This is a genomic window from Flagellimonas marinaquae (assembly GCF_023716465.1).
GTDB lineage: Bacteria > Bacteroidota > Bacteroidia > Flavobacteriales > Flavobacteriaceae > Flagellimonas > Flagellimonas alginolytica.
This window is the reverse complement of the sequence record NZ_CP092415.1, coordinates 3251930-3277502: the sequence shown is the minus strand read 5'-3', so window position 1 is coordinate 3277502 and position 25573 is coordinate 3251930. Positions and strand designations below refer to the sequence as shown.

At 40.0% G+C, this 25573-nt stretch carries 25 protein-coding genes and 1 tRNA gene; 19 read left to right on the top strand and 7 right to left on the bottom strand.

The genetic code is table 11. The features are described from left to right. Positions 1–8: 8 nt before the first annotated feature. Positions 9–863 (bottom strand): DUF2911 domain-containing protein, encoded by an 855-nt coding sequence (locus tag MJO53_RS14490; RefSeq protein ID WP_252079620.1) that lies wholly within the window; start codon positions 861–863, stop codon positions 9–11. A gap of 171 nt (positions 864–1034) precedes the next feature. On the opposite strand from MJO53_RS14490, the gene MJO53_RS14485 reads away from it, so the two are divergent. From MJO53_RS14485 to MJO53_RS14460, 6 genes are all read left to right on the top strand, one after another. After that, a complete protein-coding gene (locus MJO53_RS14485; RefSeq protein ID WP_252079619.1) occupies positions 1035–1532 on the top strand; it encodes an SRPBCC family protein in 498 nt (165 codons plus the stop codon). A 1-nt stretch (position 1533) separates the two neighbouring features. Next, entirely contained in the window at positions 1534–2223 is a 690-nt protein-coding gene (locus tag MJO53_RS14480; RefSeq protein WP_252079618.1) for an SDR family NAD(P)-dependent oxidoreductase, read from the top strand. Beyond that, positions 2223–3536, top strand: coding sequence for a cryptochrome/photolyase family protein (locus tag MJO53_RS14475; protein WP_252079617.1), 1314 nt, complete (start codon positions 2223–2225; stop codon positions 3534–3536). The genes MJO53_RS14480 and MJO53_RS14475 overlap by 1 nt, the downstream gene beginning before the upstream one ends. A 97-nt stretch (positions 3537–3633) precedes the next feature. Next, a complete protein-coding gene (locus tag MJO53_RS14470; protein ID WP_224837245.1) occupies positions 3634–5061 on the top strand; it encodes an amidohydrolase in 1428 nt (475 codons plus the stop codon). A 65-nt stretch (positions 5062–5126) separates the two neighbouring features. Continuing rightward, positions 5127–6128 (top strand): pirin family protein, encoded by a 1002-nt coding sequence (locus MJO53_RS14465; protein WP_252079616.1) that lies wholly within the window; start codon positions 5127–5129, stop codon positions 6126–6128. Positions 6129–6271: 143 nt separating this feature from the next. Next, on the top strand, positions 6272–8230 hold the full coding sequence (locus MJO53_RS14460) for a tetratricopeptide repeat-containing sensor histidine kinase (RefSeq protein ID WP_252079615.1): 1959 nt from the start codon (positions 6272–6274) through the stop codon (positions 8228–8230). Between the two features lies 1 nt (position 8231). On the opposite strand, the gene murA is transcribed toward MJO53_RS14460, so the two are convergent. The 3 genes from murA to MJO53_RS14445 form a co-directional block, all read right to left on the bottom strand. Next, complete coding sequence (gene murA, locus MJO53_RS14455; protein WP_224837242.1) at positions 8232–9539, bottom strand: UDP-N-acetylglucosamine 1-carboxyvinyltransferase; 1308 nt, start codon at positions 9537–9539, stop codon at positions 8232–8234. Positions 9540–9554: 15 nt separating this feature from the next. Then, positions 9555–10196, bottom strand: coding sequence for a DUF4290 domain-containing protein (locus tag MJO53_RS14450; RefSeq protein ID WP_252079614.1), 642 nt, complete (start codon positions 10194–10196; stop codon positions 9555–9557). 81 nt (positions 10197–10277) lie between these two features. Then, positions 10278–10565 (bottom strand): DUF493 family protein, encoded by a 288-nt coding sequence (locus MJO53_RS14445; protein WP_224837240.1) that lies wholly within the window; start codon positions 10563–10565, stop codon positions 10278–10280. Between the two features lie 87 nt (positions 10566–10652). On the opposite strand from MJO53_RS14445, the gene MJO53_RS14440 reads away from it, so the two are divergent. From MJO53_RS14440 to MJO53_RS14420, 5 genes are all read left to right on the top strand, one after another. Next, on the top strand, positions 10653–11216 hold the full coding sequence (locus MJO53_RS14440; protein WP_252079613.1) for an AAA family ATPase: 564 nt from the start codon (positions 10653–10655) through the stop codon (positions 11214–11216). Then, a complete protein-coding gene (locus tag MJO53_RS14435; protein WP_252079612.1) occupies positions 11216–13108 on the top strand; it encodes a RecQ family ATP-dependent DNA helicase in 1893 nt (630 codons plus the stop codon). Before MJO53_RS14440 ends, MJO53_RS14435 begins: the two co-directional genes overlap by 1 nt. Next, on the top strand, positions 13089–14051 hold the full coding sequence (fmt, locus tag MJO53_RS14430) for a methionyl-tRNA formyltransferase (RefSeq protein ID WP_252079611.1): 963 nt from the start codon (positions 13089–13091) through the stop codon (positions 14049–14051). Before MJO53_RS14435 ends, fmt begins: the two co-directional genes overlap by 20 nt. A gap of 176 nt (positions 14052–14227) precedes the next feature. Next, positions 14228–14500 carry an HU family DNA-binding protein gene (locus MJO53_RS14425; RefSeq protein ID WP_014034238.1) on the top strand — a complete coding sequence of 91 codons (273 nt, stop codon included), beginning with the start codon at positions 14228–14230 and terminating at the stop codon, positions 14498–14500. Between the two features lie 120 nt (positions 14501–14620). After that, complete coding sequence (locus tag MJO53_RS14420) at positions 14621–15181, top strand: YqgE/AlgH family protein (protein WP_224837236.1); 561 nt, start codon at positions 14621–14623, stop codon at positions 15179–15181. On the opposite strand, the gene MJO53_RS14415 is transcribed toward MJO53_RS14420, so the two are convergent. Both MJO53_RS14415 and MJO53_RS14410 read right to left on the bottom strand, forming a co-directional pair. Continuing rightward, positions 15178–16026 (bottom strand): aminotransferase class IV, encoded by an 849-nt coding sequence (locus MJO53_RS14415; protein ID WP_252079610.1) that lies wholly within the window; start codon positions 16024–16026, stop codon positions 15178–15180. The two genes, MJO53_RS14420 and MJO53_RS14415, sit on opposite strands and share 4 nt — an antisense overlap. A 54-nt stretch (positions 16027–16080) precedes the next feature. Beyond that, entirely contained in the window at positions 16081–16464 is a 384-nt protein-coding gene (locus tag MJO53_RS14410; protein WP_224837234.1) for an START-like domain-containing protein, read from the bottom strand. 137 nt (positions 16465–16601) lie between these two features. Between MJO53_RS14410 and MJO53_RS14405 the strand changes: the two genes are divergently transcribed. From MJO53_RS14405 to MJO53_RS14370, 8 genes are all read left to right on the top strand, one after another. Then, a tRNA-Met gene (locus MJO53_RS14405) sits at positions 16602–16675 on the top strand. A gap of 296 nt (positions 16676–16971) precedes the next feature. Then, positions 16972–17877 carry an NAD(P)/FAD-dependent oxidoreductase gene (locus tag MJO53_RS14400; RefSeq protein WP_252079609.1) on the top strand — a complete coding sequence of 302 codons (906 nt, stop codon included), beginning with the start codon at positions 16972–16974 and terminating at the stop codon, positions 17875–17877. 151 nt (positions 17878–18028) lie between these two features. Further along, entirely contained in the window at positions 18029–18784 is a 756-nt protein-coding gene (locus MJO53_RS14395; protein ID WP_224837228.1) for a DUF6090 family protein, read from the top strand. A 228-nt stretch (positions 18785–19012) separates the two neighbouring features. Then, positions 19013–19960 carry a TerC/Alx family metal homeostasis membrane protein gene (locus MJO53_RS14390; protein WP_252079608.1) on the top strand — a complete coding sequence of 316 codons (948 nt, stop codon included), beginning with the start codon at positions 19013–19015 and terminating at the stop codon, positions 19958–19960. A gap of 271 nt (positions 19961–20231) precedes the next feature. Continuing rightward, complete coding sequence (locus MJO53_RS14385; protein WP_252079607.1) at positions 20232–20582, top strand: tRNA-binding protein; 351 nt, start codon at positions 20232–20234, stop codon at positions 20580–20582. A gap of 101 nt (positions 20583–20683) precedes the next feature. Further along, the gene (locus tag MJO53_RS14380) at positions 20684–20872 is read left to right on the top strand and encodes a hypothetical protein (RefSeq protein ID WP_224837225.1); all 189 of its coding nucleotides are present in this window, start codon (positions 20684–20686) and stop codon (positions 20870–20872) included. 179 nt (positions 20873–21051) lie between these two features. After that, positions 21052–22971, top strand: a complete 1920-nt coding sequence (locus MJO53_RS14375) for a DUF294 nucleotidyltransferase-like domain-containing protein (RefSeq protein WP_252079606.1) — start codon at positions 21052–21054, stop codon at positions 22969–22971. Then, positions 22971–23621 carry a PolC-type DNA polymerase III gene (locus tag MJO53_RS14370; protein ID WP_252079605.1) on the top strand — a complete coding sequence of 217 codons (651 nt, stop codon included), beginning with the start codon at positions 22971–22973 and terminating at the stop codon, positions 23619–23621. The genes MJO53_RS14375 and MJO53_RS14370 overlap by 1 nt, the downstream gene beginning before the upstream one ends. Before the next feature lie 31 nt (positions 23622–23652). On the opposite strand, the gene acs is transcribed toward MJO53_RS14370, so the two are convergent. Continuing rightward, positions 23653–25560: an acetate--CoA ligase gene (gene acs, locus MJO53_RS14365; RefSeq protein ID WP_252079604.1), complete on the bottom strand. Its 1908-nt coding sequence runs from the start codon at positions 25558–25560 to the stop codon at positions 23653–23655. Positions 25561–25573: the final 13 nt, after the last annotated feature.

Below are 25573 nucleotides of genomic sequence, written 5' to 3'. Positions count from 1 at the left end.
GGGCTTGTTTACATCTGGGCCCATTCTTTCAAGGAATCCTTGTTCATTTTAACATAATCCTGATTACCCTCAGCTTGAGCGGCCGCCAATGATTTTTTTGCTGCTTCGATAGCAGCTTTTTTATCTCCAAGTTTGGCATAGATCAAAGATTGTGTCCGCATCATCCAATATGCTTTACCTCCATCCATTTCTACTGCTTTGTTTACCCATTCCTTGGCTTGCTCCATATTCATGCCCTCGGCAAAATAATAAGAACCTGCGGCATAATAGTCGCCGGCTTTTAAATCTGCTGTATTGGCCATGGTCTCCTCTATACTTTTAGTGGCTTTTTTCACAGTTGGAACGGTAAATTCTACGCCGACATAAGTGTTCTCCCACATAATGCCCAACACACCTCCATTGTTATGAAGATCATCTATGGTAATGGTAAATGATTCTATCGGCACGGGTATATCCATTGTCTCCACTTTTACAGTAGCCGCAACTTTAGATGCATCCCACTCCTGTGGAGTTCCCCAATTCTCTGTATCGGAATAGAAAAATACTTCCCAAACCGCTTCATTGGGTCTAGTGTAAATGGCATAAGAACCGGCTTTCAACTCCTTGCCCTTTACCACAACATCATCAGAGAAGGTTACTTTGGTATTTTGGTTGGCACCAGTTCTCCAAATAGCATCGAAAGGAACCAAATCCCCGAATATTTTTCTCCCTCTCATTGCAGGTCTAGAATATTCAACAGTAACATCGGTCAATCCCACTTTTTGTTCCAATTTGGAAAATGGACTGGGTGCAGGAGTCTGTATTTGCGCTTCCAAAGAAAAACACATGGATACAGTAAATAATAAGAGTGCAAATTTTTTCATAATTAAGTGTATTAAATGTTTAGCAAAACAAAATTAAGATAAAGCAGAGCTCAATTTGTTAATTAAAGTATAAATCAAAAATATCAATAAAAACCGTAGAATTTAATTTTTGTTTAACTTTATAACAAATAAATTAAACATTTTACGATTATCTTTGTACAAACTATTCGAATGCAGCTTTATCAATTAAAATCGAGGCAATTTTTGCCTATCAGTAAAAAGGAGGCCTGGGATTTTTTATCCGATCCAAAAAACCTTGCTGTGATAACACCCCCACACATGGGGTTTCATATCTTGTCCGGTGCAGATAGGCCCATGTTCCAGGGGCAAATAATCCAATATATAGTTAAACCATTCCCGCTTGTCTCAACAAAATGGGTAACAGAAATCACCCATGTGCAAAAAGGATCCTATTTTGTGGATGAACAACGGTTTGGCCCCTACTCTTTATGGCACCACAAGCACTTTATTAAAGAAGTTCCGGATGGTGTGGAAATGGAAGATATTATTGATTATAAATTACCTTTTGGGTTTCTTGGGCAAATAATGCATCCTATTTTGGTAAAAAAACAGTTGCAAAAAATATTCAGGTTCCGCGAAAAAAAGCTGGCGGAAATGTTCGGAGAAGTAAAAGGTAAAACCAATTATCTCAACCTTAGAAAAGTATAAAATGAAACACATATTATTAATTGGAGGTTCTTATGGTATAGGCTTGGAAATGGCCAAACATCTTTCCAAGGAACACTCTGTTTATGTTGCAAGCAGGAGTAACGATGAATTGCGCAATTTGGACGTAACCCATATTCCTTTTGATGCCTTAACCGAAGATATAACGCACAAAAACATCCCCGAAAAACTGGACGGCTTTGTGTATTGCCCCGGGAGCATCAATCTAAAACCTTTCAAATCATTGGGAATCGAAACAATTCAAAATGATCTGGAAATCAATTTTATCGCATTGGCCAAGACCGTAAAATCCATTATCGAACGTATGAACGAAGGTGGCAGTATGGTGTTTTTTAGTACCGTAGCTGTCGGAACAGGAATGCCTTTTCATACTAGTGTAGCAGCGGCCAAAGGTGCTATAGAAGGATTTTCTCGTGCTTTGGCGGCCGAGTACGCCCCAAAATTACGGGTCAATGTTATTGCTCCATCCTTAGTGGACACTCCCCTATCCGAAAGATTGCTCAGCAACGAAAAAAAGAAAGCTATGATGGATCAGCGGCACCCTCTCAAAAGGGTCGGAACTGCAACCGATATAGCCAAAATGGGTGTTTTCTTATTGCAAGACGATAGTTCTTGGATTACCGGTCAGGTAATTGGTGTTGACGGCGGAATGTCCAGTTTAAATATAAATTGATGAAGGACAAAGTCAATATATTTTGGTTTAGGCGAGATTTACGGTTGGATGACAACGTTGCCTTGTACCATGCCCTTCAAAATGGCACGCCAGTTTTACCGATATTCATTTTTGATACCGAAATACTGGAAAATCTGCCAAAAAATGATGCCAGGGTCACGTTTATCCATGAACAGGTCCAAAAACTGAACAATCAACTTTCTACAAATTTCGATAGTGGCTTGGCCCAGTTTTACGGCACCCCAAAAAAGGTTATTCAACAACTAATTGAAGATTATACCATTGAGGCTGTTTATACCAATCACGATTACGAACCATACGCCAAAGAAAGAGATGCTAAAATAAAATCGTATTTAGAGGAAAACAATATTGATTTCAACACCTTTAAGGACCAAGTGATCTTTGAAAAAAGCGAAGTTGTCAAGGACGATGGCGAACCTTATGTGGTGTACACCCCGTTTATGCGTAAATGGAAAGAAACTTTTAATCCTTCCATCCATCTGGTGGAATATGATACTTTTCCCAATCTTGACAAGAATACGATTAAGAACAAGTCCTTGCCTCAACTCACCTTGGAAGATATAGGTTTTGAAGCATCTTCCATTAAAGTACCGGATTTTACGGTTACACCAAATCTTATTCAAAAGTATGAAGATACCCGTGACTACCCCGACAAGGAAACAGGAACATCGCGATTGGGTCCCCATTTGCGATTTGGAACGGTTTCCATACGAAAAATGATAAAAAAAGCCATTGGAGAAAAAAACGAAACTTTTTGGAACGAACTGATCTGGAGAGAGTTCTTTATGCAGATATTATGGCATTTCCCAAAAACGGTCAATCAAGCCTTCCGGGCCAAATATGATCGAATAGAATGGCGCAACAATGAAGATGAATTCGAAAAATGGAAAACGGGAAAAACAGGGTATCCATTGGTGGATGCCGGCATGCGAGAACTCAACGAAACCGGTTACATGCACAACCGTGTGAGAATGCTGGTAGCCAGCTTTCTTTGTAAACATTTATTGATAGATTGGCGTTGGGGCGAAGCCTATTTTGCAGAAAAACTCTTGGATTACGAAATGGCCAGCAATGTGGGGAATTGGCAATGGGCCGCTGGCAGTGGTGTGGATGCCGCTCCATATTTTCGGATATTCAACCCCACCACCCAGATCAAAAAATTTGATAAGGATAAGAAATACATCAACAAATGGGTCAAAGATCTTCAGGAATTAAGCTATCCAGACCCTATCGTGGAACACAAAATGGCAAGGGAACGATGCCTAAAAACCTATAAAGAAGCGGTTAGTTAAAGCTTTTTCTTTAAATTTAGTGCTATCGATATCGCTTTGCTGTACCACTCTCAGCAGCAATGTCGTTACGATATATAGCTAACTCAAAACTTTTACAATGAAAAATTTAACAACCTTATTTCTTTTTGGGCTGTTCGTCCTGAACCTATCCGCCCAAAAGATGACCAAGGACAAAAAAGCCGTGGTCGAAGCCGTAGAAAAACATAAAGATAACCTTATACAAATCAGCGATTCTATCTGGGCCTTGGCCGAGACCGCTTTTGAGGAGTCGATTTCATCAAAATTACTTGCGGATTATGCTGAAAAAAATGGAATGACCGTTACTCGTGGTGTTGCGGATATCCCAACGGCCTTTGTTGCAACCTTTGGTTCGGGAAAACCCGTAATCAGTGTGTTGGGCGAGTTTGATGCACTCCCAGGATTATCCCAAAATACGGTCCCCAACAAAGATCCTCGGGTTGATGGCGCTCCTGGTCATGGCTGCGGCCACAATATGTTCGGTGCTGCCAGCTTGGGTGCCGCATTGGCAATTAAAGAACAGATCGAAGCTGGAAAAATACAAGGGACCGTCAAATTTTTAGGTACACCTGCCGAGGAAAAGTTCTTTGGTAAGGTTTGGATGGTCGAGGCAGGCCTCTGGGACGATGTAGATGTCAATGTAAGTTGGCACCCCTCCGCTCAAATAGAGGCCGATGTGCAAAGTGGGCTCTCCCTTATCGACTTTATGATCGAGTTTTATGGTCAAGCAGCACATGCATCATCCGATCCATGGAACGGAAGAAGTGCCGCAGATGCCCTTGAACTCTATACAACGGGAATCAATTATTATAGAGAGCATATAAAACCAACATCAAGAATACACTATCATATTCAAGATGGTGGCCAAGTGGTCAATGTAGTTCCCGATTATGCCCGTTTATGGGTTAGGGTCCGCGATCCTAAAAGAGAAGTTATGCTTCCAACTTTTGAACGAGTAAAGGCCATGGCGGAAGGTGCAGCCATTATGGCCAATGTAGAATATAAATACTCCTTGATTTCGGGTATCTACGAGACTTTGGTAAACCGCGAAGGAGGAAAGATCATGCAAAATAACCTAGAGCTTTTGGGACCAATAACCTATACCGAGGAGGAGACTGCCTTTGGTAAAGCCATTCAAGAGGCGACCGGGAAACCACAAGTGGGCATGGACGGCGAAATTCATCCGTTAAAAGAAACCGAGGCTTTGCCCGGCGGCGGTTCCACCGATGTTGGAGATGTAAGTTGGAACGTTCCGAACATTAACCTTGGGGTAACCGTTGCACCCAAAGGAACACCATGGCACTCCTGGGCCGTTGTGGCATGTGGCGGTATGAGTATAGGACATAAAGGCATGGTCTATGCTTCAAAAGCCATGGGAATGACCATGTTCGACCTGTTCGATGACCCCAAATTGGTAGAAAAAGTCAAAGATGAATATATTACCAGAAAAGGTGATGTAAAATACGAGGCCATGATCGATGGCCCACCACCTATTCCCGGAAAATAACTTGCTACGAAATACGATAAAAAAGCCTGCTCTGAGCAGGCTTTTTTACCAAAACAAAACTTAACATGAAAAAATCGGTAAAACAAACGTTTCCATTAAGTATACCATGGCAAACATTAGATCCCTTTTTGTTCAGTGTGTATCATTTGGACAATTACCCAAAAGGTAACGGTGAAATGGGTCCTGACAGCTTACTACTTCAAGATAGAAACTTAGGAAACGATTTTGACCCATCTCACAAATGGCGAATGTACCACGGACAGACCATTCCCGGGTTTCCTTATCATCCACATAGAGGTTTTGAGACGATAACCATAGTAAACAAAGGGTTTTGTGATCATTCCGATTCGTTGGGAGCAGCTGGAAGGTTCGGCGAAGGCGACGTACAATGGATGACAGCCGGACGCGGTGTACAGCACTCCGAAATGTTTCCCTTGCTCAAAGATGATGAGGAAAATACTTTAGAGTTGTTCCAGATTTGGTTGAATTTACCGAAAGCTGGAAAATTCGTGGACCCTCACTTCAGAATGCTCTGGAATGAAGATATTCCAGTTGTAGAGGAGCAAAATGCAAAAATCAAGATAATTGCCGGTGCCTATAAAAATGTTGCCTCGCTCGATCCCGCTCCCGATTCTTGGGCGGCTGACCCCAAAAACGAAGTTGCCATTTGGAACATCCATGCCCGTGCAGCGTCCGAATATGTGTTGCCAAAAGCCAATACCGCTGTTAATCGGGTGCTATATTTTTATGATGGCAACCATATTCATATCGAGGATAAAAAAATAAATCCCAACTTTGGCATTGTTTTAGACCCCAGCCGAGATGTTAATATTAAAATTGGCTCGGAAACTGTACATTTTATGCTATTGCAAGGAAAACCCATTGGTGAACCGGTTGCCAAATATGGACCCTTTGTAATGAACACCCAGGCTGAGATCCAAAAAGCAATGGAAGAGTACCGATTGACTCAATTTGGGGGATGGCCATGGCCCTATCCAGACCATGTTCACGAAAAAAATAGAGGGCGTTTTGCTCTGTATCCTGATGGGAATTTAGAAAAGAAATAATCATTTTTTTCCTACTTCTAGAATTTTTTTAATCCAAATTCTCGCTAACAGGTCACAATAAGGAGAAAACTTCATAAATTAATACCAGCCAGAACCATTTGAATAGAAATCAACCTTCATCTATTCGATAAACCAACCATTGTATGAAGTCATCCTTTTGTTTAATTTTTACTTTGCTCCTATTCCTTTTATCCCAAAACATCTGTTTTGCCCAAAGCAAAGAAATAGATAGTTTACAGAACCTACTAAAAACAGCAGATGACACAACCAAGGTAAATTTAAAAAGAAGGTTGGCCGGGCTACTACGTTCCAAAGACAAGGAAAAAGCTGTGGAAATGGTAACATCTGGAATTGAGTTGGCAAAGAAAATAAACTACCCAAAAGGGGAAATAGAGTCTCTTTTCTCTTTGGGAATCATACACGGGATGACCGGTAGTTATCCGGAATCCCTTGAAGTATTTAAACAATGCCTTGCCTTATCCAAAGAGCATAAAAATTATGAGCACGTCTACAAAAGCTACAATTCCTTTGGCATCATATATAAACAAATTGGTGATTATCCAACGAGTAAGGATTACTATCTCAAATGCATTAAACTTGTTGATTCCCTAAACCTATCCTTGGATATTACCGCTGCCTATACCAATTTGGGTGTTTTATACGACCTAATGGATGAACCGGAAAATGCAAAAAAGCAATATGAAAGAGCATTGGAAATATATAGTGGATCAAACAGGGAGTCTTTGGAAAACATTGTAGTTAGCAACCTGGCCTTGTTGGACATGAACGAAAACAAATATACCGATGCGCTGGAGAAATTATTAAAGAGCAAGGAGTATCAGGAATCCGAAAATGAAAAACTAAAACTCTGTACAACATACTCGAATATCGCACAATGCTATTTAAACCTAAACCAATCAAAACTTGCAGAAGAATACTTTGTAAAATCGTTGGAATTGAGCAAACAGCTCTCAAACAAAACACAGATCGCGGTTTCTTATTATGGTCTTGCCGAATTAATGCTGCAACAAAATAAATATCCAGAGGCAATTGATTATTCTAAAAAAAACCTAGAGGCACTCAATAAAACCGGAGGTTACAAATATTTTATGGAGGCGCATGACCTGGCGCACGAAATTTATACCTCCACAAAACAATTTCCAGATGCCATTTATCATCTAAAACAGTCCGTTGCCTTCCGCGATAGCCTTTTGAACGAAACCAAGGTCAAGGAGATTCAAAACCTCCAGATACAGCATGATGTTTACCTAAAAGACCGGGAAATCAAAGAGAATAAATTAGAACTCGAGTTGATGGGCTCTTATATCGATTTAAACCAGAAACGTATTGGCTACCTTTCGATAATTGCTCTTTTATTGTTGTTTTCTGCCAGTTTATTGTATTTCCGCTATAGAAGCAAGCAAAAATCGAATGCAATGCTTGTTGAGAAAAATATACTGATTTACGAACAAAAAGAAATAATCCAAGAAATGAACATTGAATTGGAAAAAAGGATGCTTCGAGCACAAATGAATCCTCATTTTATCTTCAATTCTTTAAGTTCCATTCAACACTTGATCAATTCAAACGATCGAAAAGGAGCATTGACCTATCTATCCAAATTCTCAAAATTGCTGCGGCAAGTACTGGAAACCTCTATCAATATAAGTTTACCTCTAAAGGACGAAATTGAATTGTTAAAAATCTATATTGAATTGGAAGCCCTACGTTTTGACAATTCTTTTACCTATGATTTTAAGGTTGATGAAAACTTGGATATCCATAATGCTGAAATACCCATGTTATTGGTTCAACCTTATATTGAAAACGCCATAATACATGGCCTTATGCCTAAAAAAGGAAACAAAGAACTCAAAGTATCTTTCCATGAGAGCGATGATAATATTGTTTGCACGATAGAAGATAACGGCGTGGGAATGTCCTCAAAACCAAAAGAAAGTTCGTATGAGCGTCCATCCAGAGGTATGTCCATAACCGCAAAGCGTATCGAAGCCCTCAAAAAGTTTTCAAATCAAGAATTAGTGCGCATACAAAGCTCCAAAGAAGGAACAAAAGTAACTATACTTATTCCCAAGGATTAGATCACACTCTTACGATATTCGCCCCTATAGCACGCAAACGTTCATCGATATTCTCGTAACCCCGATCAATTTGCTCAATATTATGTATAGTGGAAGTTCCCTTGGCAGACAATGCTGCGATCAAAAGGGAAACTCCAGCACGAATATCCGGAGAAACCATGGTAGTGGCTTTTAAGGTAGATTTAAAATCGTGTCCAATCACCGTGGCTCGGTGTGGATCGCAGAGAATTATCTTTGCCCCCATATCGATCAACTTATCTACAAAGAACAAACGGCTCTCGAACATTTTTTGATGGATGAGCACTTCTCCCCTTGCTTGAGTGGCTACAACCAAAATTATACTCAATAAATCCGGGGTTAGTCCAGGCCATGGGGCATCGGCAATGGTCAGTATAGATCCATCGATAAAGTTCTGTATTTCGTAACCTTCTTCGTGTTTCGGGATAAAGATATCGTCCCCTTTTCTTTCTAAAGTGATACCCAACTTTCTGAATACGGTCGGAATTTGTCCCAAATCGTTCCAACTTACATTCTTTATGGTAAGTTCGCTTTGGGTCATTGCAGCCAATCCGACCCAGCTACCGATTTCTATCATATCGGGCAACATGGTATGTTCCGTACCCCCCAAAGAGTCCACCCCATCGATAGTCAATAGATTGGAGCCTATACCTGAAATTTTTGCGCCCATACGGTTCAGCATTTTGCACAATTGCTGCAGATAGGGTTCACAAGCTGCATTATAAATGGTTGTTGTTCCCTCTGCCAAAACAGCTGCCATCACAATATTGGCTGTACCGGTAACGGATGCTTCATCCAACAACATGTAGGTTCCGGTGAGTTTCTCGGCTTCTACACCGTAAAAGTGTTCTTCTTTGTTATACCTAAAATTGGCTCCCAGTTTAATAAATCCTTCAAAATGGGTATCCAATCTTCGCCTGCCTATTTTATCGCCGCCTGGTTTGGGGATGTATCCTTTTCCAAATCTGGACAACAAAGGTCCCACCAACATTATGGAACCTCTAAGACCCCTACCGTCTTCCTTAAATTTTGCCGATTGTAGGTAATCCAGATTTACATCGTCTGCCTTAAATGTGTAGGACCCCTTACCTTTTTTCTGGATTTTCACGCCTAAATCCTCGAGTAAGGAAATTAGTTTGTTGACATCGACGATGTCCGGTATATTGTTGATGGTAATTTTTTCTTCTGACAACAAAACAGCACAAAGAATCTGTAGTGCTTCGTTCTTTGCTCCTTGCGGGGTGATCTCACCATGTAACCGGTGTCCGCCCTCTATTCGAAATGTACCCATGAATTCCTTTGGAGTTTAATATCTTTTTTTCCTTCCTCTTTGATTCTTTTTTCCGCGGTTGCTGTTGGATCTAGCCGGTTTGTTTTTAAGGAACTGCCCACTTTCCGTTAGACTCTCGTCTTTTTTGGCCAAATCGATTTTTCCATCACTCAGTTCTTTGAGGTGGTTAAAAATCACACCATCTTCAACGGTATCCTTGTTCCAAACGAGGTAGCACTTTTTCATGTGGTTGGCAATGGCATATTCCAGTCCCGACCTCATGTCCCCTTCTTCCCATTGAACCGCCACATCTATCATTCTTTTGATATTGTTTCCATAAAAACGGTATTTGGGATGATTTTGTGGGTAATTCAATGGCTCGGGTCGCTGTTGCAACATTTCCTTGGAAGTAATGGGAAATGGTGAATCCACATCCAATTTAAAGTCGGCCATAATAAACAACTGGTCCCACAATTTGTGCTGAAAATCGGGAACATCCCTTAAATGCGGCTGTAGATTGCCCATAACACTAATTATGGATTTGGCCACTTTATTACGCTCTTCTCGGTCTTCTATGGCAACTGCATGGTCTACCATCTTTTGAAAATGACGACCATACTCAGGAATAAAAAGTTTTGGACGTTCTGTATTGTATTCTAGGTTATATACTTCGTTCAAATTAACGTGTTTAGAAGTTTAAATTAGGAAAGTCTATCCGATAACGCCTGCAAAATACTAAAATTATGGCAAACAAAGGTTTTACAGGGAAATAACGCCTTCTACTATGGAAACCTCCTTGTATTTTTCTATCACTGCATCGGGATCTTGCATTTGTACCATAATGGATATACTGGTGTACGTTCCTTTTTTCGATTTTTTTGACTCGATCACTGCACCGGTGTTATCAAAAATCTTATGCACTTGCTGTATGCGCGCCTCATCGGTTGGTACTATAAATTTATAAAGATAATTGGACGGCCAATCGGTGTTTTCGAGCAATTTTTCCCTTAACCTATTATAAAATTCATCTGTATCGTTCTTGTCCATGCCTAATTTTTTACAAATATATGGCTTAGCCTTCAATTTTTTTTCCTTGTGGCTATTTCATTACTTTGCACCTTTAATTCAAGGTCTTTGGGAAAGAGCAAGGTAGTAATTACAGGAGCTCCCGGAACGGGAAAAACATCCATTGTTAACGGATTGGAAAGCAAAGGGTATCATTGCTTTCATGAAATTATCAGGGACATGACCTCCAAAGCTAAACTGGAAGGACAGTGTGAGGAACATATCTCCAACCCATTGGTGTTTGTGGACGATGCCATGCAGTTCAACAAAGACCTGCTCGAAGGCAGAACGAGGCACTATAAACAATCTTTGACCACCAATGTTCCCATAAGTTTTTTTGACCGTGGCATTCCCGATGTATTGGCCTATATGGATTTTTTTGGACAGGAATACGACACGTTTTTTACCTCCCATTGTGATGACCACAGATACGATTCTGTTTTTATTGTTCCGCCATGGAAAGAAATTTACGTATCCGACAACGAAAGATTGGAGACTTTTGAAGAGGCTGAACGCATTCATCTTGCCTTGATGAAAACCTATACCCAATTTGGCTATGACCCCATCGAAGTGCCAAAAGATGCAGTCCCAAATCGGATTGAATTTATTTTGGAAACACTTAAAAATCCATAGTGCACAAAGACACCACAAGTATTTTAAAACACTTTTGGGGCTACGATGGTTTTAGGGGCTCCCAACAAAACATTATTGGCAATGTCCTAGCGGGCAAAGATGTTCTGGCTTTAATGCCCACCGGAGGCGGAAAGTCGGTTTGCTACCAAGTGCCCTCGCTTGCCATGGAGGGTATTTGTATTGTTGTTTCCCCATTGGTCGCGTTGATTCAAGATCAAGTATCTCAGCTAAAAAAAAGAAACATTAAAGCTATTGCGTTAACAGGTGGGATTTCAAAAGAGGAACTGAACAATCTGCTCGATAACTGCATTTATGGCAATTATAAATTTTTGTATCTGTCCCCAGAGCGATTGCAACAACCCTTGGTTCAAGGACGTATCCAACAGATGAATGTTAACCTTATCGCCATTGATGAGGCCCACTGTATCTCACAATGGGGTAACGACTTTAGACCTTCTTACTTGGGCTGCTCCATTTTAAAGGAAATGGTGCCCAACGCTCCAATGATCGCACTTACGGCAACGGCGACTCCAAAAGTTGTTGGCGATATTGTCGAGAATTTACAATTGGAGCAGGTACAGATCTTTAAGGATTCGTTTTCGCGATCAAATATTGTATTTAAGGTAAAGCATTCCGAAGATAAGCTCTACCAACTTAAAAAATACATGGACAAGGTGCCGGGCAGTGCCATTGTTTATGTACGCTCAAGAAAAATGTCCATCTCTCTTGCCAATTTTTTGATAAGGAACGGTATCTCCGCCTCGTTTTTTCATGGAGGCATTCCAAAATCCGACAAAGAAGAAAAACTTAACCTTTGGTTAAGCGGTAAGGTACGGGCGATGGTGGCTACCAATGCCTTTGGAATGGGAGTGGACAAGCCGGATGTTCGCCTAGTGGTCCATTATCAAATCCCCGATAGCTTGGAGAGCTATTTTCAAGAAGCGGGGCGCGCAGGAAGGGATGGTAAACCATCAACGGCCATAATTGTTTCCTCTAACGAAGATGCCGAAAAGGCACAACAACAATTTTTGGCCAATTTGCCCGATGTGGCATTTGTTAAAATGGTGTATTCCAAACTCAACAATTATTTCCAGATATCGTACGGTGAACTTATAAGTGAACCTTTGGCCTTTACATTCAATGAATTTTGCAAACGCTACGGGTTTAATCCGAACACGACTTTTAATGCTATTCGAATATTAGATCAAAATTCGGTTCTTACGCTTTCCGAAAACTTCAAGGAGAAAACAACATTACAATTTGTAGCGCCAAAAACGCAAATATTTGATTATTTGGACAAAAACAGGAAAACGGCCCCCATCATTCAGACCATACTAAGAACGTATGGGGGCATTACGGATTACGAAACAAAAATCAATCTGTATCTGTTGTCACAAAAAACCGGAACAAGCGAGAGACAGTTGAAGCAGTTACTTCAACAGCTTGCCGACGACCAGATTGTGAAGTATAAAAACAACACCTCTGACCTTGAAATTACTTTTTTGGTACCCCGTGAAGATGATCACACCATTAATTTGTTTGCCAAGAAAATCAAGGATTTTAATCAAGTTAAACAAAAAAATATGGAGGCCATGTTGGGGTACATTACCAATATAAAGGTATGCCGAAGTGTATATCTCCTGAATTATTTTGGTGAAAAGGTTTCCGAAAACTGCGGTACTTGCGATATTTGTAGACAAGAGAAAGTAATGCCCTCCTCGCATTATTTGGAGAAAAGGATCATGGAGCTATTAGAAATTCGGCCCCATACTTCCCGACAATTGGAAAAGGAAACCGGCGCCAATGAGGAGGAACTTTTAACAACACTGGAAAGACTGCTTGAAGATGAGCTGATCTCCATAAACTATAAAAATGAGTACATCAAAAAATAGCCCCCTACGTATTGTATTTATGGGCACCCCGGATTTTGCCGTGCAAAGCCTTAAAAAAATATTGGAGGCTGGTTTAAATGTTGTCGGTGTAATTACTGCTCCCGATAGACCTGCAGGTCGAGGACGAAAGGTTCAACAATCGGCCGTAAAGCAATTTGCGGTCGAGCAACAAATAAAAGTTTTACAGCCCACCAATTTAAAGGATGAATCTTTTTTGGAAGAACTCAAAAGCCTTGAAGCGAACTTACAAGTGGTCGTGGCTTTTAGGATGTTGCCCAAAGCTGTTTGGCAAATGCCGGAATACGGCACCTTTAACCTTCATGCGTCTCTCCTGCCCCAATATCGGGGAGCCGCCCCAATTAATTGGGCCATAATCAATGGTGAAACCGAAACAGGGGTCACCACATTTTTTATTGATGAAAAAATAGATACGGGGAGCATCATTCTACAGAAAACAGAAAAAATCACACAAGATGATACCGCTGGCTCCTTGCACGATAGATTAATGACCATTGGCGCCGATCTAGTGGTAGAGACCTGTAAGCAAATAGAATCAGGAACAGTTATTCGACAAAAACAGGACGAAAGCACGGAATTAAAACCAGCTCCGAAAATCCATAAGGACACCTGCCGGATAAATTGGGAAGCATCCATGGAAGATATTTATAATCATATACGTGGACTAAGTCCTTATCCCGGTGCATGGACCAAATTGGTCAATGCGGAAAAAGAGGAGCCTATGAAAATCTTTAGGACCGAAATGGAAGAGATTGAGCACGATTATGGAACTGGAGAATTATTTGTGGAGAAAAAATCCATGAAGGTGGCCGTGAAAAATGGATATATCAACCTTTTGGAGCTACAGTTGCCCGGTAAGCGAAAAATGCATATCAACGAGGTTTTGAACGGATTAAATCTGGAAAAAGAGGCTCATCTTCGCTAAGGCCTTGCTATGATTGGGCTAGGAAAATTTGTCATTTTTTTCCGACTTTATCAACAAACGTTTCAAGTTATCAACAAAAACCCCTATTTCCCTAGGTTTTGCTTGCGTGGGACGCAAATCCATATAAATTTGTTCAGCATTAAAATTATATTAACAACAATTAATTTAATTCCATTATGAACAAAACAGAATTAATCGATGCTATGGCAGCTGATGCTGGCATCACTAAAGCAGCAGCTAAAAAAGCATTGGAGTCTTTCTTGGGAAATGTAGAAGGAACGCTTAAAAAAGGAGACAGAGTTTCCTTGGTAGGTTTTGGTTCTTGGTCAGTTTCTAAAAGAAGCGCTAGAGAAGGTAGAAATCCACAGACTGGAGCTACTATTAAGATTGCCGCTAAGAACGTTGTAAAGTTCAAAGCAGGTGCTGAATTGAGCGGTGCAGTAAACTAATCAATTGTATTTTTAATATACAAAAGCACCCCGATCGGGGTGCTTTTTTAGTTTATATGATTCCCATTTTTTGTATATGTTAAATATTATGTTAAATTTAAATAAACGAAACACTTGAAGATGGTAACCCAAAAGCCAAAAAAAGGAAATTTGCTCGTTGCTGAACCTTCGCTGACCGGGGATGTTTCTTTTAACCGATCGGTGGTGCTTATAGCGGAACACAATGATGAAGGTTCTGTAGGCTTTATATTGAACAAACCCTTGGATTATACCATCTGTGACCTCGTTTCCGATATTACCATTCCGTTCCAAGTTTTTAATGGAGGCCCCGTAGAACAGGACAATCTCTACTTTATCCATAAAGTACCGGAACTTATTGAAAACAGTGTTGAGATTTCCGATGGTATTTTTTGGGGCGGTAATTTTGAAAAGACCATTAAATTGATCAACAACGGTATTATTACCGAACAGGATATCCGTTTCTTTTTGGGGTATTCCGGTTGGGGAATAAGTCAATTGGATCAAGAGCTGTCCTCCAAATCGTGGGTAGTGCTTCCCAACGAATATGAAAGCAGTATTTTGGAAAAATCCTCCAATGCGTTTTGGAAAGAAAAAATGGTCGAATTGGGCGGCGATTATCTTCTATGGTCCAATTCGCCGGAGAACCCTTCGCTGAATTAAACGCCTATCCTAGCTTTTGCATTTAGTTTGCCCACCAAACTTTTGGCAACTGTTCCATTGTACTCCTTTTTCCTGTATTTACTTATTGGCTGAATACCTATAATTGAATTGGTAATGAATAGTTCGTCCACTTTTTGAAGTTCAAATGGAGAAATGGAAGCTTCTACAAGATCGAACTCCTCAGAAGCAGCGATCAATTTCATCAAATTTTTTCTGATGATACCGTCCAGGCATCCATCGCTCAAAGGCGGGGTTTTAACCTCGTTGCCCTGAACCAAAAACAGGTTGCCATTAATGGCCTCGACCACTTTTTTATCCGTATTCACCAACAAACAGTTGGCGTATCCATTTTCTTGGGCATAGACCCCTGCAACAACATGTAATAACTTATTGGTGGTCTTTAGGTTGGACAACATGTCCTTGTTCACATAAAAATCCTTGAACAGCTCCACCTCGTAAGTACCATTGTCAATCGTGAAAAATGGAGATTTCATGGAACTCACTTCTATGAGGTAGGATACATTATTTGTACTTGGTGTGTACAGCCCCCCCTCGTTTCTATACACGGATAACCGTATGCGAACTGCGCCATTTTCCAACCCATTTGCTGTAATGGTTTTCTTGATCTGTTCTTCTAAATACTCCAGAGTAAATTCCATTGGAATTTCCATTCTAAGAATACGCATGGAAGCCATCAGTCTAAAATAATGGTCTTCCCAAAAAAAGAGTGTCCCATTTACATAACGAATGGTTTCAAAAAGGGCATCGCCGTACTTAAATCCCCTATTATTATAGGTAAATATTGCCTCATCATCCGCTAAAATTTCTCCATTAGAATTGACCATAAAAAAGTCCCGATTTTTTTCGGGACCAAATATACGGTTTACTTAAGAATTGTTCTAGGTAGATCCCAGTACTTGCTTAAGGTCGGAAACTTGGTTTTCCCAGAGCATTTTTGCCTCGTCCACTTCATCTTCGTCTGCAAAATCTGTTATAAACAAGGAAACATCCTTGGTGATTTCGTCTACAATAATTCGCATTTCAAAAAAGGAATCGTCATCATTTTCTTCCCAGGCCAACTTTACAAACTCTTCGCTTTTACGTTTTAGCATTTTTGCTCTTTCCTCTGATCCATCCCAGATAAAGGTAAACACCTCTCCTCTGGAATTAACGTTATCTGCGTACCATTCAGATAATCCTGAAGGTGTGGAAATATATTGGTAAAGCAATTGTGGTGAGGCCTGGATAACGAATTCCAGTTCAAATTTAACCTTATCACTCATAGTCGTGTTCTTTAAATCCTTTTCAACATTTGTATAGTTTGGGAAGATATAAAAATAAATGTCAAATAATAAATTAATAATGAATTTTGATTCAGCGAAAATTTAAACATATATTTGCACCCGCTTAGCAAAACCATGGCGAGGTAGCTCAGCTGGTTAGAGCGTCGGATTCATAACCCGGAGGCCGGGGGTTCAAGTCCCCCTCTCGCTACAAAATGAGAAGCCATTTAACTGTATTTTAGTTAGATGGCTTTTTTTATGTCCTTCATCTACATTTCCGTTTTATTAATTCAGCATAAAAACTCTACAACTTTTCTTTATAGGACTCCCAAACAAAGCATACGGAATAGCTATTTGGTACTAGGTTGATCTATATTATTAATGCGACTTTATTGCATTAATAAATTTTTAGCTAATTTTATCCATTATTGGATTCTCGCAAAAAAATTAGCTGATACAAATGGTTTTGTACCTCAATAAATAAACAACTATCAGAAATACAACACAATGAATAAAAAAGATTTCGAAGTAATTATAATAGGCGGCAGTTATGCAGGACTTTCAACAGCCATGGCCTTGGGACGTTCTCTAAGAACAACTTTGGTAATTGATGCCGGTAATCCTTGTAACCGACAAACGCCACATTCCCATAATTTTCTTACCCAAGACGGATCCACACCAAATGAGATTTCAGAAATTGCACAAGATCAGGTAAAAAAGTACAACAGTGTACATTTTTATAATGGTCTTGTAGTTAGTGGTAAGAGGGTTAAAAATGGATTTGAAGTCACAACGCACAAAGGAGACAGTTTTACTGCTAAAAAAATGGTGTTCGCATCCGGAATTAAGGACCTAATGCCTTCAATAAAAGGATTTTCGGAATGTTGGGGAATTTCCGTTGTACACTGTCCGTATTGCCACGGATACGAAATAAGAAACACAAAAACTGCCATAATCGCCAATGGGGACAGAGCGTTTCATCTTGCTTCTTTAATAAATAATTTAACCGACCAAATCACTGTTCTTACCAACGGTAAGCACGATTTTGATGAGACTCAAATCAAAAAGTTGGAGCGGCACAATATTAAGATCATAGATAAAAAGGTATTGGAAATTGAACACGTTAACGGACACCTGGAAAAGATTGTTTTTAATGATGGAAGTAAGGAAAGCTTTGAATATGCTTACGCCTCTATTCCTTTTGAACAAAATTCTCACCTGCCAAAAATGTTGGGCTGTAATCTTACAGATCAAGGACATATCGAAGTTAATGCAATGCAAAAGACAACACAAGAAGGCATTTTTGCCTGTGGAGACAATAGTTCCATGATGCGCTCCGTTGCTACGGCGGTGTATGGCGGAAACTTAACCGGAGCAATGATAAACCATGAACTGACACAGGAAAGCTTTTAAAATGGAGGAAGTGTTCAATTAATTCGTTTAGTTCGACCCCAAATTTTGTGTTTACGATTTGGATGAACAATGCTTAGGCGAAAATCAGTAACTTATGTTCCTTTTTGGAAGATGTTTTCAAAGTCTTTCAACCATCAGAACTAATGAACCTATGATCAAGATTTTTAGACGAATTAGAAGGAGATTACTTTCGGAAGGAAAGTTCAAAAACTATCTGGCCTATGCCATTGGAGAAATAACGCTTGTGGTCTTGGGAATATTGATCGCGTTGCAGATAAACAATTGGAACCAAGACAAACAATTGCACAGGTCCGAGCTTAATACCTTAAAAAGTCTTCGCGAATCCATCAAAATAAACCTTAACGAACTGGACCTTATTTTAAAGGCGCAGATACTAAGGAACAAAAGCCTTCAGGAGGTTATTTTTGTCGATCTCTCCGATAGGGACCTAACCTATTTGGATTCGTTGATCACCACTAATGTTGAAAACCACACCTTTGATCCATCAACAGGGATTTATAATTCCATAATCAGCTCTGGTAAAATTGAGATCATCACCAACGATTCGCTAAAAAATAGAATTTCCAAGCTTTATGACCGCGTTGTGGATTACCAAGAAAGTGAAGATGAGATAACCGAGTTTACCAAAGAGCATCTGGAAAAAAATTTCATTGAACATTTAAATATAAATCCAGAAATTCTAGCTAAAATCCGTAAGCGGACCAACGACGAAAAGCTTAAGGACAGAGCACTTTATATCGAAACCTTCAGCTCCCAAAAACTTAAGAACATGTATATTCTATTACTCAACAAGATGAACGAAGTTATTTTAAAAGGCGAGAGTTTGGAGTTGGAGTACCAAAGTTTGATTTCCAGTCTGGAAAAAGAAATTAGAAACAAAGAATAAAACAAATTCTACCTCGGTCATTCATAATTTGAATACTATATCCAATTCCCTAGAATTTAGTTCTGTGTAAAAAATTTAATTCGGAAAGTGGAATCCTAAAATATTGAGGCCCTATAAAATCAGTTATTTAAATCGACATAAACTAGTCATTAAAATAATTGCTACAATGGGATCTCGTTAGTTTTATATTTACAATGCACAATAGCAAAACAAAAACCTGACTAAACCATGGGAAATACCTTGCCTTGGATTGTTTTGATAGCCCATGTAGGCGTACTCTTGTTTATCGATTTCTTTATCCTACACAAAAAGGATAAGGCGACCAACCCCAAACAAGCTGTATTTGAAACCCTCTTTTTTGTTGTAAATGCCTTGGTTTTTAGCGGAATTGTCTATTGGTTTTACAAAAATGGGATGGTGGACAACCCAAGCAACCTCTCTCCTGGCAATAGTGTGATAAAATATCTCACAGGCTACATTATCGAACTATCGTTAAGCGTGGACAACCTGTTCGTTATAGCGATAATTTTTGTTGGGTACAAAATCCCAAAACAGTACCAACATAAATTACTGTTTCTCGGTATAATCGGAGCCATAGTGTTTAGGGCTATTCTTATTGGTGTAGGTCTCATTCTAATTCACAAAATTCACCAAATCACCATTTTTTTTGGTCTGTTCCTCTTGTACACCGCTTTTAACATGCTAAAAAAAGAAGAACAACCTAAGGACTATGAACAAAACAAAGGAATCGCCAAGTTTTTTAATATATCGAACAAATTGGATAATGGCCATTTTAGGACCGAAATAAACGGAAAACGCGTTTTTACTGCAATGTTTGGAGCCCTGATCACTATAGAATTTACCGATATTTTATTTGCTCTTGACAGTATTCCGGCAATCTTTGCCCTCACTACCGACCCGTTTATTGTTTTCAGTTCCAATATATTTGCCATTATGGGACTGCGTTCGCTCTATTTTTTCTTGGCGAACATGTTGGAGAAGTTCAAGTATTTAAAGTATAGTGTTTTTTCCATATTGATCTTTGTTTCCCTTAAGCTCATTACAGCCAGTTGGGTGGAAATACCAGAATGGTTTTCATTACTGTTCATCGGTATTTCGTTGGCCATAGGAATCTGGATTTCAATTTTAAAGGCCAAAACAGATGAAAGTCAATAAAACATTACGCGTATTGCTCCATAATATTTTTGGATTTAACTAAAAAATGGCATTTGCAACCAACAGTACACCCTGTAAACAAGTTGAATCTGACCATATCAAGTTTAACCCATTCATCCATTTATAAAAATCATTTTGTTTCGACTGACCTCACCCCTCTGGATTTTGTAATCCATAATTCCTGGTGCATCACAAATAATCCTTAACCATTAGGCAAGGCTGGCTAAAACCTATGCTTATCCCTACCTTTGGTGTTCAATTAATTTATAGAATGGAACAGTCGGAACAAGAAAAATTAAATTGGAGCGAATTCATGAAAGTGGAAATGAGGGTAGGAACCATTATCTCTGCAGAAAAATTTAAAGAAGTAAGGAACCCTGCCTATAAAATGATCGTGGATTTTGGACCCTTTGGCACAAGAAAAACATCGGCCCAAATTACAAAACTATATACACCGGAAGAATTGGTCGGCAAACAAGTGATCGCAGTTCTCAATTTTCCTCCAAAACAAATAGCCACGATAATGAGCAAATGTTTGGTGATGGGCTGCGTCGGCGATGAAAAAGAAGTTACATTGATCCAACCGGAAAGAAAAGTGGCCAATGGAACTCGAATTGGGTAACTGCGTAGCCATAAACCGCCCTTCTCCTTAAAAGTAGAACAATTTATATTTTCTTGGTATTCTTTTTTCACTAACTTAAAAGTCCAAAAACCAACCAAATAATGAATTATTTTAAAAAACTGGGAACCGCTAATCTATTGATGCTGACTCTATGCGCAATGATCATCTTAGTGGCGGAATACCTTTTTCTTAATGGACACACCGAACATGGTCTCTTTGTGGGACTGTGGGCCCCTACCCTCTTGGGAGTTATGATTTACCTAAAACTTGTGGACAATGACGGCAAATAATATCGTTTTATGGTTTTCTGCTGTTGTTATTGTGCTCGTGGCCGTATGGGCCATTCTCATGATCAGGGCCTATAATAAGGCCAGTAAAGGGAAATAACGTTGCCATTGGTTGTTTGTGACAACCCAATGCTCATATTTTGATGGACTTTTCTAGGATTTACGTTTACATATAGGCTAGCATGAAGAATACAATATCCGAACGTATTGCCGACTTTTTAAAAAATTACCCGCCTTTCAATGCAATGGAGCCCGAACAATTGGAAAAATTGTCCATTGAGGTGGTCATTATCCATAAAGAGACCAATACCATAGTTTTTTCCCAGAACGAAAATCCCCATGATCATTTTTATGTGGTAAACAAAGGAGCCGTTTCGCTGTCCAAAGTAGGATCGAGTCAAATCTTGGATATATGCGACGAAGGCGACGTTTTTGGTTTACGCCCCCTTTTGGCACAGGAAAAATATAAATTGGAAGCAAAAGCTTACGAAGAAACAATTCTTTATGCCATTCCTATCAAGGAATTTAAACCCTTGGCCCTCGAAAATAAACGTATTGGCAATTTTTTAATCGAAAGCTTTGCGTCCAATACCGGAAATCCCTATTCGATAAAACATCGGGGCAAACTTTATGGAATAAATGAAGATGCCGAGCGCTATTCTACCAATAAAATATTGGACCTACAACCTATAAAATACTCCAAGGACCTCATCACCTGTGCGGAAAACGCAAGTATAAAGGAAATTGCAGATATAATGACCAAGCACAATGTGAGCTCTATTTTAGTGGAGAAAGAGCAATTGCCCGTGGGAATAATAACGGACAAGGACCTCAGAAAAAAAGTGGCTACCGGACAATATCCAATAACCGAATCGGCCAGGACCATTATGTCTTCACCAATCATCACCTATCCAAAAGAGCTTACTTTGGCCCAATCTCAAATGGCCATGATGAAAAGTAACATCAGTCATTTGGTTCTCACAGAAGACGGTACAACCGAGACTCCCGCTGTCGGGATTCTTTCCAAACACGATATTATGGTCGCTGTCGGAAACAATCCAGCAGTGCTTCTACGTGCCATAAAAAGAGCTGCCACAGCTAAAAGATTACGAAGTATCCGGCACGGCACCATGAACCTTTTGCAAGGATACTTGGAACAAAACATCCCTTTGGGACTGGTGTCGAAAATAATTTCTGAATTAAACGATGCCTCAACCAAGCAGGTTATACAATTGGCTTTAGCAAAAATGGAGCGCGAGCCCCCCGTTAAATTTACTTGGCTCAGTATGGGGAGTCAAGGACGCGGGGAACAATTACTAAATACCGATCAGGACAATGCCATTATTTTTGAAGATGTTGCGGATGAAAAGCTCGAGGAAACCAGAAGTTATTTTCTAAAATTGGGCGAGCGTATTTCCAAAAGTCTGAACACCATTGGTTTTGAATATTGTCCTGCAAACATGATGGCCTCCAACCCATCTTGGTGCCAGAGTTTGAGCGAATGGAAAAAGATAACCGCCCATTGGATCCATAACCCTGGACCGGATGAGATATTGCTCTCTTCCATTTTCTTTGATTATAGCGTGGTCTTTGGAGAAAAGTTACTGGCGGACGAATTGTCCCACAGTATATTTGGCCATGCCAACCGATACCCACAATTTTTTACACATTTGGCCAGTGGGGCTCTTCAGAATCCGTCACCTTCAGGGTTTTTTAGGGATTTTTTGGTGGAACAAGATGGTGAGCACAAAGACTTTTTTGATTTAAAGCTCCGTGCGCTAATGCCGATAATCGATGCAGCAAGGGTACTTATCCTGTCACATTCCATCAAATCCATAAACAATACAGCAGGTAGGTACGAAAAACTTGCCGAACTGGAACCCAATAACAAGGAATTATACTTGGCGTGCTCATACGCTAGTAAAGCCTTGCTCAAATTTAGAACCAGACAGGGCCTACTCCATAATGATTCCGGCAGATATATTGCACTGGATAAATTGAACAAAGAGGAAAAAATAAAATTAAAGAGAACCTTTAAGACCATCAAGGAAATACAATCTTTGATCGAGGTCAGGTTCCAGGTCAAAAACCTCTTGCGCTAATGTGGTCTTTCTTCAAAAAAAAAGAATTGGAACTTCCCGATTTTTGGTGGGATTACAATGCAAATTTCAATGAAAAGCTACCCACGGATGTCAAAGACAACACGTTTGTTGTATTTGATACGGAAACCACCGGCTTTAATCTTACCAAAGATCGGATGTTGTGCATTGGCGCCTTAAAACTAAAGGACAATAATATTGTGGTAAAAGATAGCCTTGAGCTGTATTTAAAACAAGAGCATTACGATAAGCAGAGCGCCGAGATACATGGCATCCTTAAAAAAACCAAGTACAACTGCATTTCCGAATTGGATGCGCTGAAATTATTTTTAAAATATATTGGAAACCATGTTCTGGTGGGGCACCATGTTATGTTCGATGTACGTATGATGAATGACGCTCTTAAAAGGAACGGACTCCCTAAATTAAAAAATAAGACACTGGATACCGAATCACTTTACTCCAGAACTGTGTTGATTTCTTCCGTAGTGGAAAAAAAGGAACGTTACTCTTTGGACGATTTGGCCAAAAAATTCAGTATTTCCCGAAAAGATAGGCACACCGCGCTGGGCGACGCCTACATAACTGCCATAGCCCTATTAAGGGTTATTGAAAAATTAAAGCCCAATAAACTAAAAGACCTCCTGAGATAAGGAGGCCGTTTTTTTATTTGAATTTGTTGTCTTAAAGACTTTCCTTGATAATGCTCTCCACTACTTCCGGATTCAATAAAGTGGATGTATCTCCAAGGTTTGCCGTGTCTTTGGATGCAATTTTTCTTAGAATACGCCTCATGATCTTACCGCTTCGCGTTTTGGGCAATCCTTCTGTAAATTGAATCTTGTCCAATTTGGCAATTGGTCCAATGTGATCGGTGATCAATTCATTGATTTCCTTTTTTAGGTTATCCCGGTTACGGTCTTCTCCTGTTTCCTTCAAAATAATATAACCGTACAACGCATTTCCTTTTATATCGTGTGGGAATCCAACAATGGCAGATTCTGCAACGGCCGGATGTTCGTTAATGGCATCTTCAATGGGCGCTGTTCCTAGATTGTGCCCGGAAACAATGATCACATCATCTACCCTTCCCGTAATCCTATAATATCCCACTTCATCTCTTAAAGCTCCATCTCCGGTAAAATATTTGCCTTCGAAGGCAGAAAAATAGGTGTCCTTATACCGTTGATGATTGCCCCAAATGGTCCTTGCTATGGATGGCCATGGAAACTTGATGCATAAACGACCATCTACCTGATTTCCTTTGATTTCTTCTCCTGTCTCATCCATTAGCGCTGGTTGAATGCCCGGCAAGGGCAATGTTGCATAGGTTGGTTTTGTAGGAGTGGAAAATGGAATTGGAGAAATTAGTATTCCTCCGGTCTCGGTTTGCCACCAAGTATCTACGATAGGACATTTTTTATCACCTACATGATCATTGTACCAGTGCCAAGCCTCCTCATTGATCGGCTCCCCAACGGTTCCCAAGACTTTTAAACTGGACAAATCGTAATCGGTCACAAAATCCAAATTCTGCTTTGCCAAGGCCCGGATCGCCGTTGGTGCAGTATAAAATTGGGTTACCTTGTGTTTTTGAACCACTTCCCAAAATCTTCCAAAATCGGGATAGGAAGGAACTCCCTCGAACATAACTGTAGTGGCCCCATTGGCCAGCGGTCCATAAACAATGTAGGAGTGCCCTGTGATCCAACCAATATCCGCGGTACACCAATACACATCCTCCTCACGATATTGGAATACATTTTTAAACGAATAGGCGGTGTATACCATATATCCTCCGGTGGTATGCACCATTCCCTTTGGACGGCCTGTAGAACCTGAGGTGTAAAGAATAAACAGGGGGTCTTCTGCATCCATAATTTCCGGAACACAGTCCAAATAGGCCTTATCCAGCAATGGTTGCACCCATATATCGCGACCTTCCTTCATAGTCACCTCTCCTCCTGTGCGCTTGGTCACTAGAACGGTCTTTACATCTGGGCAACTCTCCAAGGCTTCATCTACAATAGCTTTTAAGTCGATTATTTTTTTTCCTCGGTACGATCCGTCAGAAGTGAGCACCATCTTAGCGCCACAATCGTTGATCCTAGTAGAGAGTGCAGTAGAGGAAAATCCGGCAAAAACCACCGAATGTATGGCTCCAATTCGAGCGCAGGCCAAAATTGCAATGGCCAAATCGGGAATCATAGGTAAATAAACTACGACCCTATCCCCTTTTTTTACACCTTGATCCTTTAATACATTGGCATATTTACAAACACGTTCATGCAGTTGGTTATACGTAATATGTTCCGCTTCTTCGCTCGGGTCGTTCGGTTCAAATAGAATTGCTGTCTTGTCGCCCCGGATTCTTAAGTGACGGTCGATACAGTTTTCCGTAATATTAAGTTTGGCTCCTTTGAACCAGCTTATCTCCGGCTTGGAGAAATCCCATTCCAAAACAGTATCCCATTTTTTTCGCCAATGAAAGTGTTCCTCTGCTACTTCCTCCCAGAAACCTTCCGGGTTTCTTACGGATTTTCGGTACACTTGAAAGTACTCTTCCAAATGTTTGATATGATAATTACTCATCTATAAATTTGTT

Excerpts from the sequence above, each read along its gene's own strand:
- MJO53_RS14490 (WP_252079620.1), bottom strand. The coding sequence starts at position 863 with ATGAAAAAATTTGCACTCTTATTATTTACTGTATCCATGTGTTTTTCT.
- MJO53_RS14485 (WP_252079619.1), top strand. The coding sequence starts at position 1,035 with ATGCAGCTTTATCAATTAAAATCGAGGCAATTTTTGCCTATCAGTAAA.
- MJO53_RS14480 (WP_252079618.1), top strand. The coding sequence starts at position 1,534 with ATGAAACACATATTATTAATTGGAGGTTCTTATGGTATAGGCTTGGAA.
- MJO53_RS14475 (WP_252079617.1), top strand. The coding sequence starts at position 2,223 with ATGAAGGACAAAGTCAATATATTTTGGTTTAGGCGAGATTTACGGTTG.
- MJO53_RS14470 (WP_224837245.1), top strand. The coding sequence starts at position 3,634 with ATGAAAAATTTAACAACCTTATTTCTTTTTGGGCTGTTCGTCCTGAAC.
- MJO53_RS14465 (WP_252079616.1), top strand. The coding sequence starts at position 5,127 with ATGAAAAAATCGGTAAAACAAACGTTTCCATTAAGTATACCATGGCAA.
- MJO53_RS14460 (WP_252079615.1), top strand. The coding sequence starts at position 6,272 with ATGAAGTCATCCTTTTGTTTAATTTTTACTTTGCTCCTATTCCTTTTA.
- murA (WP_224837242.1), bottom strand. The coding sequence starts at position 9,539 with ATGGGTACATTTCGAATAGAGGGCGGACACCGGTTACATGGTGAGATC.
- MJO53_RS14445 (WP_224837240.1), bottom strand. The coding sequence starts at position 10,565 with ATGGACAAGAACGATACAGATGAATTTTATAATAGGTTAAGGGAAAAA.
- fmt (WP_252079611.1), top strand. The coding sequence starts at position 13,089 with ATGAGTACATCAAAAAATAGCCCCCTACGTATTGTATTTATGGGCACC.
- MJO53_RS14425 (WP_014034238.1), top strand. The coding sequence starts at position 14,228 with ATGAACAAAACAGAATTAATCGATGCTATGGCAGCTGATGCTGGCATC.
- MJO53_RS14420 (WP_224837236.1), top strand. The coding sequence starts at position 14,621 with ATGGTAACCCAAAAGCCAAAAAAAGGAAATTTGCTCGTTGCTGAACCT.
- MJO53_RS14415 (WP_252079610.1), bottom strand. The coding sequence starts at position 16,026 with ATGGTCAATTCTAATGGAGAAATTTTAGCGGATGATGAGGCAATATTT.
- MJO53_RS14410 (WP_224837234.1), bottom strand. The coding sequence starts at position 16,464 with ATGAGTGATAAGGTTAAATTTGAACTGGAATTCGTTATCCAGGCCTCA.
- MJO53_RS14400 (WP_252079609.1), top strand. The coding sequence starts at position 16,972 with ATGAATAAAAAAGATTTCGAAGTAATTATAATAGGCGGCAGTTATGCA.
- MJO53_RS14395 (WP_224837228.1), top strand. The coding sequence starts at position 18,029 with ATGATCAAGATTTTTAGACGAATTAGAAGGAGATTACTTTCGGAAGGA.
- MJO53_RS14390 (WP_252079608.1), top strand. The coding sequence starts at position 19,013 with ATGGGAAATACCTTGCCTTGGATTGTTTTGATAGCCCATGTAGGCGTA.
- MJO53_RS14385 (WP_252079607.1), top strand. The coding sequence starts at position 20,232 with ATGGAACAGTCGGAACAAGAAAAATTAAATTGGAGCGAATTCATGAAA.
- MJO53_RS14380 (WP_224837225.1), top strand. The coding sequence starts at position 20,684 with ATGAATTATTTTAAAAAACTGGGAACCGCTAATCTATTGATGCTGACT.
- MJO53_RS14375 (WP_252079606.1), top strand. The coding sequence starts at position 21,052 with ATGAAGAATACAATATCCGAACGTATTGCCGACTTTTTAAAAAATTAC.
- MJO53_RS14370 (WP_252079605.1), top strand. The coding sequence starts at position 22,971 with ATGTGGTCTTTCTTCAAAAAAAAAGAATTGGAACTTCCCGATTTTTGG.
- acs (WP_252079604.1), bottom strand. The coding sequence starts at position 25,560 with ATGAGTAATTATCATATCAAACATTTGGAAGAGTACTTTCAAGTGTAC.